This window comes from Sorangium sp. So ce426, from assembly GCF_051475585.1.
GTDB lineage: Bacteria > Myxococcota_A > Polyangia > Polyangiales > Polyangiaceae > Sorangium > Sorangium cellulosum_B.
The window spans coordinates 11,411,824-11,425,086 of record NZ_CP150341.1 but is presented as its reverse complement, the minus strand read 5'-3'; the positions used below and the strand labels follow the sequence as shown (position 1 = coordinate 11,425,086).

At 70.9% G+C, this 13,263-nt stretch carries 13 protein-coding genes; 6 read left to right on the top strand and 7 right to left on the bottom strand.

Annotated features, from left to right (window positions below):
* The first annotated feature begins 19 nt into the window (after nucleotides 1-19).
* The 3 genes from WMF44_RS42925 to lpdA all read left to right on the top strand — a co-directional run bounded on the left by WMF44_RS42925 (nucleotide 20) and on the right by lpdA (nucleotide 3,171).
* Complete coding sequence (locus tag WMF44_RS42925) at nucleotides 20-295, top strand: hypothetical protein (protein WP_437295821.1); 276 nt, start codon at nucleotides 20-22, stop codon at nucleotides 293-295.
* Nucleotides 296-409: 114 nt separating this feature from the next.
* Nucleotides 410-1,603: a thiamine pyrophosphate-dependent dehydrogenase E1 component subunit alpha gene (locus WMF44_RS42920; RefSeq protein WP_437295820.1), complete on the top strand. Its 1,194-nt coding sequence runs from the start codon at nucleotides 410-412 to the stop codon at nucleotides 1,601-1,603.
* A 161-nt stretch (nucleotides 1,604-1,764) separates the two neighbouring features.
* A complete protein-coding gene (lpdA, locus tag WMF44_RS42915; RefSeq protein WP_437295819.1) occupies nucleotides 1,765-3,171 on the top strand; it encodes a dihydrolipoyl dehydrogenase in 1,407 nt (468 codons plus the stop codon).
* An 89-nt stretch (nucleotides 3,172-3,260) separates the two neighbouring features.
* On the opposite strand, the gene WMF44_RS42910 is transcribed toward lpdA, so the two are convergent.
* Nucleotides 3,261-4,415 carry a bifunctional methionine sulfoxide reductase B/A protein gene (locus WMF44_RS42910; RefSeq protein ID WP_437301676.1) on the bottom strand — a complete coding sequence of 385 codons (1,155 nt, stop codon included), beginning with the start codon at nucleotides 4,413-4,415 and terminating at the stop codon, nucleotides 3,261-3,263.
* A 103-nt stretch (nucleotides 4,416-4,518) separates the two neighbouring features.
* Complete coding sequence (locus tag WMF44_RS42905; protein WP_437295818.1) at nucleotides 4,519-5,541, bottom strand: hypothetical protein; 1,023 nt, start codon at nucleotides 5,539-5,541, stop codon at nucleotides 4,519-4,521.
* Nucleotides 5,542-5,735: 194 nt separating this feature from the next.
* Here WMF44_RS42905 and gloB point away from each other — a divergent pair, with 194 nt between their 5' ends.
* The 3 genes from gloB to WMF44_RS42890 all read left to right on the top strand — a co-directional run bounded on the left by gloB (nucleotide 5,736) and on the right by WMF44_RS42890 (nucleotide 9,286).
* On the top strand, nucleotides 5,736-6,491 hold the full coding sequence (gloB, locus tag WMF44_RS42900) for a hydroxyacylglutathione hydrolase (RefSeq protein WP_437295817.1): 756 nt from the start codon (nucleotides 5,736-5,738) through the stop codon (nucleotides 6,489-6,491).
* A gap of 66 nt (nucleotides 6,492-6,557) precedes the next feature.
* The gene (locus WMF44_RS42895) at nucleotides 6,558-8,345 is read left to right on the top strand and encodes a 1-acyl-sn-glycerol-3-phosphate acyltransferase (protein WP_437295816.1); all 1,788 of its coding nucleotides are present in this window, start codon (nucleotides 6,558-6,560) and stop codon (nucleotides 8,343-8,345) included.
* On the top strand, nucleotides 8,342-9,286 hold the full coding sequence (locus WMF44_RS42890) for an NAD(P)-binding domain-containing protein (protein WP_437295815.1): 945 nt from the start codon (nucleotides 8,342-8,344) through the stop codon (nucleotides 9,284-9,286). Before WMF44_RS42895 ends, WMF44_RS42890 begins: the two co-directional genes overlap by 4 nt.
* A gap of 42 nt (nucleotides 9,287-9,328) precedes the next feature.
* Here the strand turns inward: WMF44_RS42890 and WMF44_RS42885 are convergent, their stop codons facing one another.
* The 5 genes from WMF44_RS42885 to WMF44_RS42865 form a co-directional block, all read right to left on the bottom strand.
* Nucleotides 9,329-10,348, bottom strand: coding sequence for a ParA family protein (locus WMF44_RS42885; RefSeq protein ID WP_437295814.1), 1,020 nt, complete (start codon nucleotides 10,346-10,348; stop codon nucleotides 9,329-9,331).
* A complete protein-coding gene (locus WMF44_RS42880) occupies nucleotides 10,345-11,529 on the bottom strand; it encodes an ATP-binding protein (protein WP_437295813.1) in 1,185 nt (394 codons plus the stop codon). The genes WMF44_RS42885 and WMF44_RS42880 overlap by 4 nt, the downstream gene beginning before the upstream one ends.
* A gap of 8 nt (nucleotides 11,530-11,537) precedes the next feature.
* Nucleotides 11,538-11,714, bottom strand: coding sequence for a hypothetical protein (locus WMF44_RS42875; protein WP_437295812.1), 177 nt, complete (start codon nucleotides 11,712-11,714; stop codon nucleotides 11,538-11,540).
* Nucleotides 11,711-12,109: a hypothetical protein gene (locus WMF44_RS42870; protein WP_437295811.1), complete on the bottom strand. Its 399-nt coding sequence runs from the start codon at nucleotides 12,107-12,109 to the stop codon at nucleotides 11,711-11,713. Before WMF44_RS42870 ends, WMF44_RS42875 begins: the two co-directional genes overlap by 4 nt.
* Nucleotides 12,110-12,395: 286 nt before the next feature.
* Nucleotides 12,396-13,241, bottom strand: a complete 846-nt coding sequence (locus WMF44_RS42865; protein WP_437295810.1) for a hypothetical protein — start codon at nucleotides 13,239-13,241, stop codon at nucleotides 12,396-12,398.
* Nucleotides 13,242-13,263: the final 22 nt, after the last annotated feature.

Sequence of the window (13,263 nt, the reverse complement as noted above, 5' to 3'; positions counted from 1 at the left end):
CACGACACGGAGGGATCCGATGCCGCGTGACAACAAGCTCTACAGCGGCTTCGTCAACCACGACTACATCCTCACCTTCTCGATCGCCGACGAGGCGAGCCGGTCGCGCCTCGTCGCGCTCTGCGCCGGACCGTGGCAGGGCGACGAGGTCACGCCCGACACGTGGGAAGTGTCCAACACGCTGAGCCCCGATCAGATGGAGCGCGCCATCCTCGATCTGATGGGCGACGCGGACCGCGCCGCTTACTACTACCTCTCGGACAGCAAGCGGATGTTCCGCGTCCTGCTCGGCTGAGCTCGTGCGCGGGCGATGTGATCCGCTTCCCCCCGGCGCGCCGCGGGGGCGGGAGGGGCGTCCCCGCGGGCCGAAGGGGCCGCGAGCGCGGTCATTTCGCGGTATGGTCCGGCCATGAGCGAGCTGGAAGCCACGCCGCCCGGCGCCTCCGCGAGGTCCGCCGCCGACGCCCCTCCACCTCACGCGCCCACGTCCCGACCCGGGGAGGGGGCCGACGAGGGCTTGCTCAGCGTCCTCCGGGACGATGGATCCCTGGATCCCGCGACCGACCCCTGCCTGAGCGACGCGCTGCTGCTGCGCGCGTACCGCGAGATCAAGCGCCTCAGGCTGCTCGACGCGCGCATGCTCCTGCTCCAGCGGCAGGGGCGGGTCGGCTTCTACGGCGCGTGCACCGGCCAGGAGGCGACGCCGATCGCCACGGCGCTCGCGGTCGAGCCCACGGACTGGATCTTCCCCGCGCTGCGCGAGAGCGTGACGATGCTGGTGCGCGGCTTCCCGCTCCGCACCTATGTGGCCCAGGTGTTCGGCAACGCGGGCGACCTCCTCCAGGGGCGCCAGATGCCGTCGCACATGAGCGGGCGGCAGGTGAACCAGGTGTCCTGGTCGAGCTGCATCGGCCCGCAGCTCCCGCAGGCGGTCGGCGCCGCGTGGGCCGCGAAGCTGCGGCGCGACAGCACCGTCGTGGTGGGGTTCATGGGCGACGGCGCGACGAGCGAGCCCGATTTCCACAGCGCGATGAACTTCGCGGCGGTCTTCAGGGCGCCGTGCGTCATGATCTGCCAGAACAACCACTGGGCCATCAGCGTGCCGACGGACCGGCAGACGGCCTCGAGGACGATCGCCGTCAAGGGGCGCGCCTACGGCGTGCCGTCGGTGCGGGTCGACGGCAACGACGTCATCGCCGTCTACCGCGCCGTCTCCGAGGCGGTCGCGCGGGCTCGTGGCGGCGGAGGCCCCAGCTTCATCGAGGCGCTCACCTACCGCGTCGGCGCGCACTCCTCGAGCGACGACCCGAGCCGCTACCGGTCGCAGGAGGAGGTCGATCGCTGGACGCAGCGCGACCCGCTGCTGCGCCTCGGGCGCCACCTCGCCGGCCGCGGGCTCCTCGACGACGCCGCGGAGTCCTCCCTCGAGGCGGAGCTCAACGCCGAGATCGCCGCCGCCGTCGCCGAGGTCGAGGCCATGGGCCCGCCTGCCCGAGAGACCCTGTTCGACGACGTCTACGCGGAGCTGCCCTGGCACCTGCGCGACCAGCGCGCAGAGCTCCTGCGCTCCCCGAAAGCGCCGCCGCACGGCGGCGGGCGCTGACCTCGGGGAGGGATTTCCCCTCGCTGCGAGGTCGTGTAAGCCCCGGGCACCCAGGGACGGCTCGCGGTTGCGGGCGCGGCCTCAGGGCTGTCGGCGAGGGGCTTGCCTGATGAACCCCGGCGCCCCTAGTTCCAGTCTTCGAAGCGCACAAAAGGACAAGGATGAAGACCTACGACGCAATCGTGATCGGAGCCGGCCCCGGCGGTTACCCCTGCGCCATCCGGCTCGCTCAGCTCAAGCAGAAGGTGCTCTGCATCGAGAAGGAGAACGTCGGCGGCGTCTGCCTCAACTGGGGGTGTATCCCCTCCAAGGCGCTGATCTCCGCCGCCCACCTCTACGAGAAGTCGCAGGCCGGCGCCGCGATGGGCATCAAGGTCAGCGGCGTCGAGCTCGACGCCAACAAGATGCAGGACTGGAAGGAAGGCATCGTCAAGAAGCTCACCGGCGGCGTCGGGTCGCTGCTCAAGGGCAACGGCGCCGACGTCGTGAACGGCACCGCCACGGTCGTGGGGCCGAAGCGCGTGGACGTGACGCGGGCGGACGGCTCGGTGGAGCAGTTCGAGGCGACCAAGGCGATCGTGATCGCGACCGGCTCGACGACCATCGAGATCCCGACGTTCAAGTTCGACGGCGACGCGATCATCGGCGCGAAGGAGGCGGTCAGCCTGCGCCGCATCCCGAAGCGGCTGATGGTGATCGGCGGCGGCGTCATCGGCCTCGAGCTCGGCATGGTCTACCAGGCGTTCGGCGCCGAGCTCATCGTCGTCGAGGCGCTGCCGGAGCTGCTCACGGGCGTCGACCCCGACTGCACCAAGATCGTCGAGCGCAAGATCCTGAAGCGCGGCGGCACGATCCACAAGAACGCCAAGGCGCTCGGGTACGAGAAGCAGAAGGACGGCTCGGTCGGGGTGAAGATCCAGTCCGACGGCAAGGAGCAGACGATCGTCGTCGACACCGTGCTCGTCGCCGTCGGCATGCGGCCGAGCAGCAAGGGGCTCGGCCTCGAGAAGGTCGGCGTGACGGTCGATCAGCGCGGGTTCGTCCCCACGGACAAGTTCTGCCGCACCAACGTGCCGTCGATCTACGCCATCGGCGACGTCAGCGGGCCGCCCCTGCTCGCGCACAAGGCGACGAAGGAGGGCGAGATCGCCGCCGAGGTCATCGCGGGGCACAAGGCCGAGAAGGACTGGGTCGCGATCCCGGGCGCGATCTTCACCGATCCGGAGATCGCCACGGTCGGGCTCACCGAGGCGGAGGCGAAGGCGAAGGGCCTCGAGGTCAGCATCGGCAAGTTCCCGTTCTCGGTGCTCGGCAAGGCCATGGCCATGAACGAGACCGAGGGCTTCGTGAAGATCGTCGCCGACAAGAAGACGAAGCAGGTGCTCGGCGTCCACATCGTCGGGCCGGAGGCCAGCACCATGATCAGCGAGGCGTCGCTCTCGCTCGAGATGGCGGCCTTCCTCGAGGATCTCTCGCTCACGATCCACCCCCACCCGACCCTCGGCGAGTCGCTGATGGAAGCCGCCGCCCACGCCATGGGCGCCGCGATCCACATCGCCAATCGCTGACCCGCCCGCTCTCGATCATCACCAGCCTGCATCACCAGCCTGCGCCGTCGACGAAACCATCGAGTCGACGGCGCGGGCCACCGCCCTCATCAATCACGCATGAAATGGCACGTGTACCCGGCCGGGTACTTCTCCAGGTACTTCTGGTGGTACTCCTCGGCGCGCGTGAACGGGCCGGCCTCCACGATCTCGGTCACGAGCGGGGCGCGCCACTTGCCGCTCTTGTCGACGCGCGCCTTCACCTCCTCGGCGATGCGGCGCTGCTCGGGCGTCGTGAAGAAGATCGCTGAGCGGTACTGCGTCCCGACGTCGTTGCCCTGGCGGTTCCGCGTCGTGGGATCGTGCATGCGGAAGAACCACCTCTCGAGCAGCTCGGCATAGGACAGCTTCGCGGGATCGAAGACGATGCGCACCGACTCGGCGTGGCCCGTCGATCCGGTCTTCACGTCTTGATAGGTCGGCGCCTTCGTCCGGCCGCCGGCATAACCGACCTCCGTCTCGAGGACCCCGGGGATCTGCCGGAGGAGCTCTTCCATCCCCCAGAAGCAGCCGCCCGCCAGGACGGCCGTCTCCAGCGTCGTCTGGCACCCAGGCGCCTCCCCCGGCGCCGGCACGGCGCAGGCGTTCGCGCTCGCTTGCGCCCGAGGCGCGCCGCGGCGGCCCTCGAACAGCGCCCGATAGGCCCCGTAACCCTCCGCCTCGAGGCGAGCCAGCGGGATGAACCGGAGGGACGCCGAGTTGATGCAGTAGCGCAGCCCGCGGGGCGCGGGCCCGTCCTCGAAGACGTGCCCGAGGTGCGAGTTGCCGGCCTTGGAGCGCACCTCCGTTCGGACCATCCCGTGGGTCCTGTCCGAGCGCTCCACGACCCGCTCCGGCTCGACAGGGCGCGTGAAGCTCGGCCAGCCGGTGCCCGAGTCGAACTTGTCGAACGACGTGAAGAGCGGCTCGCCGCTCGCGACATCCACGTAGAGGCCCGCCTCGTGGTTGTCCCAGAAGGCGTTGCGGAACGGCGGCTCGGTCGCGTCGCGCTGGGTGACCTCGTAGGCGAGCGGCGTGAGCTGCTTGCGCAGCTCCTCATCCGACGGTTTGCGATAGGTTCTGTCCGACATCGTCACAGCCTCCTTGGACCCCGGAATCACCTTGCTCGCCCTCCCTGTATCGCCAGCGCGAAAGCACGCGAACACGGCGGCGCACGCGATGAGGACGAGCGCGAAGAGAAGACCAGCAGCGCGGAGCCGTTTCATCATCCACCTGGCCTGTCGAGGGTAGCGCACCTGACCCTCCTACGCCCCGCGGCGCCGCCGGTTTCGCCCGGCGAGCGCGGCCCGCACGGCGCCGGCCCCGGCGTTACGGGCCGCCGCTCTCGAGTGAGGCGTCGCGCTCGCCGTCGCTCTCGCCGGCGCCCCGCTCGAAGCACTCGGCGGGGATCTCGCGCGCGCGGCGGACGAGGCGGGTCGCCCCGATGAACGCCGACGTGACAGGATCGTAGTAGCCGCTCGCCCCGTGCAGGCCCGGGACCGCGCGCTGGTAATGGCGAGCGACCCGCTCCATGAGCGCCTCGCGGACGTACTTGCCCACCATCGACGCCATCGCGACGCACAGATCCGAGGCGTCGCTATCGCGGACGAACGCGATCTCGCCGAGGCCGGGGAAGCGGTAGGCGCTGCGGGCGCGGCCCTCCTCGAGCACGGCGTGCATCCTCCCCGCGAGCGGGCCGAACACGGCGCCATACTTGCCGAAGCCGCCGACCTTGCCGCACACAGCGAAGACCTCCGCGCCGGCGAGGCCGCGGAGCTCCAGGACGAGGCGCTCCATCGCGTGGAGATCGAGCACGAACCTGTTCTTCCCGGCGCGCGCCCCGTCGTTCATCCGCTTCGCGCAGAGCAGCACCGAGCGCACGGCGACGACCTCGACCCCCTTCTCCGAGAGCTTGTCGAGGTCCTTGCCGATCGCGCAGACCAGCTCGTCGGGCGCGGTGAACGCCTCGCCCTCCGCCGACCAGCACTGCTCCTCGACGTGGCTCGGGCAGAGCGCGCGGAGCGCGGGGCGATCCTCGAGCGCGACGGCGTGGAGCAGCTCGTCCACCGACGACGCGCCGCTGGCCGTCCCGTCGCGGCCGCGGCCGCAGCCGCGCGCGACCAGCGCGCGAGCCCAGGCCTCGCCGAGCGAGACATCCCCGTGCGCCACGAGCTGCTTCGAGTCGCCGAGCCGCTGGGCGAGGGCGCCGCGAGGGGCGCGGCCGGCGACCTGCCAGCCCGCCTCCGTGACGCGCGCGAGGACCGCCGTCACCACCATCGGGCCGAGCCGCGGGCCCAGCCCGTTCTCATCGACGCCGATGCGGTAGCGGACGGAAGGCTCGGCGGACGTCATGCCGGCCCCTCTGCCACACCCTCGCGCCCGCGTCACCGCGCGGATCTCCGCCAGGCCGCCCGCCGTCCCGCTCGAGACCACTTGCCGGTTCGGTCGCAAAATTCTCAAATTTTCTCGAGCTCATGCGCGATCCGCCGCGCCGCGCGCACCTTTTCCCCGGCTCCTGCCGGGGGCGCCGCTATAGTCGACGCCTCATGCGCATCCTCCCCGTGCCCTGCCTCAGCGACAACTACGCGTACCTCGTGGCCGCGGACGGGCGGCGCGAGGCGATCGTCATCGATCCCTCGGAGGCCCAGCCGATCATCGCGGCGCTCGAGCGCGAGAAGCTCAGTCTGGTCGCCATCGTCAACACGCACCATCACCACGATCACGTCGGCGGCAACGAGGCGCTCCGCGAGCGTTACGGCGACCTCCCGGTCTATGCGCACTCGAGCGACGTCGGGCGCGTTCCCGCGCAGACGGAGCGGGTCGAGGAGGGCACGCCGGTCCAGGTCGCCGGCCTCACGCTCCAGCCGTTGCATGTCCCCGGCCACACGCTCGGCGCCGTCTCGTATTGCGTCGAGGACGTTGTGTTCACCGGAGACACGCTCTTCATCGCCGGATGTGGCCGCATGTTCGAGGGGACGCCGGAGGTGATGCACGCCTCGCTCTCCAAGCTCGCCGCGCTCCCGGCGCACACGCGCGTCTTCTGCGGTCATGAGTACACCGTGAACAACCTCCGTTTCGCCGAGGCGGTCGAGCCCGAGAACGAGGCTGTCCGCAGGAAGCTCGCGGCCGCCCGCGCGGCCCGGGAGCGCGGCGAGCCCACGGTCGGGAGCACGATGGCCGATGAGCTCGCGACGAACCCGTTCCTGCGCTGTGGCGAGCCGAGTTTGAGGGCGCGCTTCCCGGGCGCCGCGCCGTCCGACGTGTTCGCCGCCGTGCGTCGCGCGAAGGACGATTACCGCTGACTTCCGGCGTCGCGCGCGGCCGTATTCCGCTCGCGCCCGCCGTCCGATTTCTATACGACTAGGCCCATGGACTCCCGCGCTCCCATCTTCGGGTTCAACGACGCGCGCGACGAGATCGTGCGCACCGTGGTCGACCGGGTCGTCGGCTCCACGAGGGATCCGCTGCTCGCCATGAACGAGGCGGCGTATCAGGAGGCGAAGCGGCTCGAGGGGTCCCGGAAGCCGCAGGACGTCCGCGAGCTCGCCGAGTGGCAGCGGCTCGCCCGCTCGCTCGGCCGCATGCACGACGCCGAGCGCCGCCGCCGCCTGCGCGAGCTCTCGGAGGAGTACGCGTGGGACATCGCGGGGAACTTCGACCGGCGCGTCTACCAGCTGTCGTCGCGGCTCCTGCCGCCGGTCGTGAGCGCGCTGCTCGCGCCGCGCAAGCTCATGACGGTGGTCCGCGACCCGCTCAAGCTCGTCAGCCTCGAGCTCCTGGCCGACCGGGTGCTCGTGGAGGGCCCGCTCGCGAAGCTCCGCTCGCTCGTGCAGCGCGGCACGGCCGTCTACGTCCCGACCCACCTGTCGAACATGGACTCGATCGTGTTCGGCTATGCCCTCGAGCGCGCCGGCCTGCCGCCCGCCACGTACGGCGCCGGCAAGAACCTGTTCACGAACCCGGTCCTCTCGTTCTTCATGCACAACCTCGGCGCCTACCGCGTCGACCGGCGCATCCGGCACAACCTCTACAAGGACGTGCTGAAGACGTACTCGGGCGTGCTCCTGGAGCGCGGCTACCACTCGCTGTTCTTCCCGGGGGGCACGCGGTCCCGCTCGGGAGGCGTGGAGCGCAAGCTCAAGCTGGGCCTTGTCGGCAGCGCGTTCGAGGCCTACACGCGGACGCTGCAGAGCGGCCGCGAGCGCCGCGTCTTCTTCGTCCCGGCCACGATCAACTACCTCATCACGCTCGAGGCCGAGACGCTGATCGCCGATTTCCTCTCCGAGGCCGGCAAGGGCCGCTTCATCATCGAGGACGACGAGTCGAGCCGCATCGGCCGGATCGCCTCGTTCCTGCGCAAGCTCCTCGCGATGAACGCCGCGGTGGTCATCCGCTTCTCCGACCCGCTCGATCCGTTCGGCAACCGGGTCGACGAGCTCGGCCGCTCGTTCGACGCCCGCGGTCGCGAGGTCGATCCGGCGAGCTACGTGAGGGATCAGGGCGGCAAGGCGGTCATCGACGCGGCGCGCGACGCCCAGTACGCGCGCGAGCTCGGCGAGGAGATCTGCCGGGCGTACGCGCGCGACACGGTCGTGATGGCGACGCACGTCGTCGCGGCGGCGAGCTTCGCCCGGCTCCGCAGCCAGGCGCCCGCCGCGGATCTCTTCACGGTGCTCCGGCAGCGCGACGTGCTCACGGTGCCGCGCGACGACCTCGCGGCCGACGTGGTGGCGCTCTGCGATCGGCTGCGCGCGCTGGAGCAGCGGGGGTGCATCGTGCTGGGGGAGGACGTCCGGCTCGGCTCGGGCGGGGACATCGTCGAGCGCGCGCTGCGCGCCTTCGCGGGCTACCACTCGTCGCCGGTGCTCGACTCGAGGCCCGACGGCATCGCGATCTGCGACACCAACCTGCTCTTTTACTACCAGAACCGCCTCGCCGCCCACGGGGTGGCGTGGGACGTCATCGCCCCGCCCGGCGTCCCTTCCGGCCTGCAGGTCCAGCCGCCGCTCCCGCCGCTCGAGCCCGCCTCGTCGCCGCCCCTGGAGGAGCCGCGGGGCTTGGCCTCGTCCGTTTCGTCGTCCTCACCGGCCTCGTCCCGCGCGGGCGAGGCGGACGCGCACGTGGGCTCGATGAACGGCGCCGGGGGTGGCCAGTGAGCGCCCCGGGGAGCGCGCTTCCGGCGCCTTCGGTGGGGGTCATCGGCGGCGGTTTCTGGGGCGTGGCGCTGGCGCTCGCGGCCAGCCGCACCGGCGCGGAGGTCCTGCTGTACTCGCGCCGCGAGCAGCCGCGGATCAAGGGCGGCCCGCGGATCGTGCGGGACCACGCGGAGGTCGCCCGGGCGCGGCTGCTCGTGATCGCGGTGCCGTCGAACGCGGCCCGGACGGCGCTGCGCTCGCTCGGCGATCACATGGACGGCTCGCACCTCGTGATCCACGGCGTGCGCGGCCTCGAGGGGGAGGCGCTGAAGACCGTCTCGGACCTGGTGCGCGAGGAGACCCCGGCGCGCCGGGTGGGCGCGCTGGGCGGCCCGGTGCAGGAGGACGAGCTCCGGGAGGGCCGCCCTTCGGCGATGGTGTGCGGCTCGCGCTTCCCGGAGGTCCACGCCGCGGTGACCGCGGCGTTCCAGTCGGACGCGCTCCGCGTCTACACGACGCCGGATCTCCAGGGCCTGGAGTGGGCGTCGGCGCTTGTCGGCTGCCTCGCTGTCGGCGTCGGCTTCGCCGAGCAGGCGGGCGCGGGGCCGGGGTTGCTCGCCGCGCTCATCTCGAGGGCGGTCGACAGCGCGGCCCGCATCGCCGCCGCGGCGGGCGCGGAGGAGCGGACGATGCTGGGGCTCGGCGGCTACGGCGACCTGCTCGCCTCGATCCGGCTCGAGGGCCGCCCCGAGGTGGTGCTCGGCAAGGCGCTCGCGCGCGGCAGGACGCTCGACGAGGCGGTCGCGGAGGCCAGGCTGCGGGTGGAGGCGATCCCGCTGATCCCGCGCGTCGTGGCGTTCGCCAAGGCGCGGAAGGTGGATGCGGGGGTGTTCGAGGCGCTCGAGACGATCCTGAAGGGCGGCGCGCCGAGGGCGGTGCTCGATCGGATGTTCGCGGCGTGAGCGACTCGCCTCCGGGGCGACGGCGCCGCCTGGCGGGCTAGCTCAAGCTGCGCGCGAGGTTAGCGGGATGCCGGCGCCGGCGGCGATGCGACGAGCTAGCGCCTCGAAATCGCGCCTGCAGTCCTGGACAGCCGCGGCATGGCTGCCGATGGCGCCGTCGGCGGGCTTGAGCAGGAACATCGGCTTCCGCGCCTCCTGCGCCATGGGCATGAGGCTGCGGTAGTGCCGGATCGTCGCGAGCAGGTGCGGATCCGGGCTGGGCGCGCCTCCTTCCTCATTGAGGAGCGCCTGGCGATAGACCTCCGGAATCTTGTCGATCCATCGCTGGTACGCCTTCACGGGATGCCCCTCACGCGCTGCATGCTGGAGGATGACGTACCCGATGGGGCACATTTCGCCCCTGGGAACGGAGAGCTCCGTCGGGCGCGCTTCGTTGTCGAGGCGCTTCTTCCAGCCGCGCCGCCACTGCGCGAGCGTCGGCCCCAGGTTGCGCAGCCCTTGGAGGGAGAAGACGTCGGCGCCGAGCGGCACGACGACGAGATCCGAGGCGACGAGCGCTGCGCGGTTGAGAGCGCCGAGGTTCGGGCCCACGTCGACCAAAACGAGCTCTGCCTCCGCCTGCGCAGCTGCGCGCTCCATGATCCGGTGGAATGCGCTCATCACCCGGAACGCGTCCGGCGCTTCGCCCCGGCTGTCGCTCAGGCACTTGTTCCACGCCTCGGCGAGCCGGTCCTCGAAGAGGCTGAGGCCGAGGTCGCCCGGGACGAGCGAGAGCGCGCTCCACAGATTGCTGTCCACGAGCTCCACGTGTGGTTGCGCGAGATCGCCAATGTGATCCATGAGCGGCTGGATCGCGCCGAGGATCGTGTGCGGGTGCTCATGGTTCGGCCAGAGCTGCTCGAGCCGATCGACGGGCAGAAATGCCGTCGTCAAATTGGATTGAGGGTCGAGGTCGACGGCGACGACGCGCTCGCCGAGCTCGTGGTACATCCACGCGAGGTGATAAACGAGGGACGTCTTCCCGACTCCCCCCTTGTTGTTGAAGAACGCGATGGTCTTCACGGACGCCTCTGCACCAGGGCGAGGAAGCGGTTGTATGCGGGCTCGAAGGTCGCCGGTGGAGAGCCGTTCGCGGCCAGCTGAGCCTGCGCGAGCGCGATGCCGCGCCCGAACCGGTTGACGAAGCCCAGCACCTTCGCGGCCTCGGCGAGGACGGGGTTGCGGTAGGCGGTGCCGTGCGGGAACTGCTCGGGCGTGAGATCGGGGTAGAGCCCGCCCGGGCTCAGGATCTCGAGGCGGTCCGCGAAGTGATTGACCATCACCTGCGTGGTCGATCCATCGTAATTGCGGTGGATGATCGCGTTCATGAGCAGCTCATGGAGCGCCCGTCGCGGGTAATCGTACACGGTCCGGTCTCCCCCCGCGTCGAGCGCGACCGGACGGGCACCCTCGATCTCGGCCGCCAGCTCGTCGAGGCCTCGCATCACGCTCAGCAGGTCGCCCGAGAAGCGCCGCTCTTTGAGGACATCCGCGGCCTGCGTCGTGCCGTCGTACCGGACGTACTGCACGTAGTCGCCAGGCAGGAAGTATAGCGGATCCTTGGCGAAGAGCAGGACACCGGCGTTCGTGGGGCAGCCTGCCCTCGGATCGAAGAAGCGCAGGGCAGCGAGCTGCTGCTCCGGGGTGCGGTGGTTCTCCTCGAACACCTCGGGCGCGACGGCGTACAGGCGATAGCTCAGCGTGAAGAGGTCGAGCGACAGATCGGACAGCGAGGCCTCGCGGCACGGGCGCGCGTCCCAGGTCCGGGCCAGCGTCGTCCTGCGCTCGGCGAGGACACGCTCGTCCTGCTCGCTGGCGATGGCCTTGCGCGGGCCGACGCGGATCCAGATGCGGCCCCGATAGCGGACAGGAGGCAGATCGGAGGGGAGCACCTCCACGACCGCCATGTCACCTCCGTCGAGGGACCACTTCTGCACGGTCATGACCGGAAGTGGCTGGATATTACCGTCCGATCGGAAGGCTGCCAGGGTCTGGAGCAGGCGGTCGTCGATGAGGAGGTTGGATGGCGTCCCGTCGTCGTTCGCGCCGATGAACAGGTAACCCGGCTTGCGGTGACCAGGTAGATCGTTGGCGAACGCGCAGATCGCCTGACCGATCTTGTCGGCATCCTTCGCCGACTGGGTACGCTCGACCCGATCGGACTCGATGTCCTGGAGCGTCTCTTCCAGATCTTCCCGTCTCATGAGGTGCATCAGCTCCGAGGACCGCAGCGCCTCCAGGGAGGTGAGGGCTGCTTCGCGGGCAGTATGTCCTTGGATCGGCAGCGGAACAACGCTCCCGGCGGCGCGATCGCTCCGGCGCCTCCGGTGGGGATGAGCTCGAGGCCGCCCTTGACGAGCACATCGATGAGCCGGCGCAGGTCGGTCACGCGCGCTTCCTTGCTGCGCGGCCGGCGCGCTGGAGCTCGGCCGCGAAGCGCTGGAGGTCCATCAGCTTCAGCAGGCGCTGTTCCGGCGTCAGCTTCAGGTTCTCCCGGAGCAGGCTGCGGTCGACGTGCTTCTTATAGAGCTCGATGATCGGATCAGGCCGGTCCACCGGATTCACGCTCGGCTCCTCGGCATGCTGCGGCGGTGACGAGGCTGCCGCCTGCGGTCCGCCGTCCTGCCTGTGCTGCTCGCCATCCATGGGCCGATCATGCCACGCCGGGCCCGGGCCGAGCCATGACGGGGTGTCACCGAATCGCTCGTCGATGTCGTAGCGATTGCCGGGGAAGGCAGCGAACGTCTTCCGCTCCTCGCGTTGGTAGCGGCCGGCTGCGTCCATGTCGACGGGGCGGTCGAACCGCCCGTTGCACTATCGTCTCGACAGCGGCGGAGCGGTCGGACCGCCACTCCGGCATCGATTCAAGACCCGGGGAGGCGGTGGGATCGCCGTTTCGGCGTCGATCTCGACCCACGGGAGGCGGTGGGACCGCCTTCTGAACAGCTATCCCGACAGCAGCGGGGCGGTCGGACCGCCCCGCCGGCGTCGCGATGCCGCCTGCAGGGGCGAGCCGACCGCTCGAAGGGCGTACTTCCGGTGGGATTGGACCGGTCGGACCGGTCGGTGCCTAGGCCGTCTGTGCGTCCGACGGATCCGCGGGCTCTCCCCCCGCCCCCTCGTCCGCTGCCTCCTCCTTCGCCGGCCCCGCGCGCCGCGCGCCGCCCCGGCTCGCGAAGAGCGACGGCGCGATCGCATCGTGGTCCCCCTCGGCCCAGCGCAGGTACGTGACCCCGCGGCGGCACTGGTCGTACGCCCGCACGAGCAGCGTGAACGCCCGCGCCCGCCGATCCGCCGGATCGGCGGCCCTGGGCGCCGGGAGCCCCGGCTGGTTGCGGGCGCCGAGGGCGACGAGCAGCTCCGGGCCGAGCTTCGAGGCGCGCTCGACGTCCGCCCACTCCACCGTCGTCCTGTTCTTCACGGCGTCCCACGCCTCGCCGAACAGCGCGCCCAGCGCGACCAGATCGTTGGCCGTGTCGAGGTGGCCCTTGCCGCTCCGGATCTCCGCGACCCGAGCCGCGTCGACGAAGCCCTTGTGCGCGAGCGCCTCCGCCGCCACGAGCAGGTCGGCGCGCAGCGCGGACGCCTCGTCGAGGAGCGGCTTCAGCCCGTCCTCGCCCGGACCGGCGGGCAGCGCGAGCAGGTGCGCGTACCAGGCGCCGAGCGCGTAGCTCATCAGCTTGTCCAGCGCCTCGATCGGGAACCTGGGCAGCTCGTCCACGAAGCGCGCGCGCAGCGCCTTGAGGTGCGGGACGGCGCCCACGGCGACGGCGACCGCGCGCGGGATATCGACGTTGATGGGAACCACCTTCTCGACGCGCTCGAGCTCGGGCTCGATCTGCGCAAACGCCTCGGCAGCTTCGTTCGGCGCGCTCGGCTTGGCCGGCGCTGACTTCTTTTGTCTCGGTCTCGCCACGATTCCTCCCTTGCGGCCGCGA

Coding starts and splice junctions, on each gene's coding strand:
- WMF44_RS42925 (WP_437295821.1), top strand. CDS start 20: ATGCCGCGTGACAACAAGCTCTACAGCGGCTTCGTCAACCACGACTAC.
- WMF44_RS42920 (WP_437295820.1), top strand. CDS start 410: ATGAGCGAGCTGGAAGCCACGCCGCCCGGCGCCTCCGCGAGGTCCGCC.
- lpdA (WP_437295819.1), top strand. CDS start 1,765: ATGAAGACCTACGACGCAATCGTGATCGGAGCCGGCCCCGGCGGTTAC.
- WMF44_RS42910 (WP_437301676.1), bottom strand. CDS start 4,415: ATGAAACGGCTCCGCGCTGCTGGTCTTCTCTTCGCGCTCGTCCTCATC.
- WMF44_RS42905 (WP_437295818.1), bottom strand. CDS start 5,541: ATGACGTCCGCCGAGCCTTCCGTCCGCTACCGCATCGGCGTCGATGAG.
- gloB (WP_437295817.1), top strand. CDS start 5,736: ATGCGCATCCTCCCCGTGCCCTGCCTCAGCGACAACTACGCGTACCTC.
- WMF44_RS42895 (WP_437295816.1), top strand. CDS start 6,558: ATGGACTCCCGCGCTCCCATCTTCGGGTTCAACGACGCGCGCGACGAG.
- WMF44_RS42880 (WP_437295813.1), bottom strand. CDS start 11,529: ATGAGACGGGAAGATCTGGAAGAGACGCTCCAGGACATCGAGTCCGAT.
- WMF44_RS42870 (WP_437295811.1), bottom strand. CDS start 12,109: ATGGACGCAGCCGGCCGCTACCAACGCGAGGAGCGGAAGACGTTCGCT.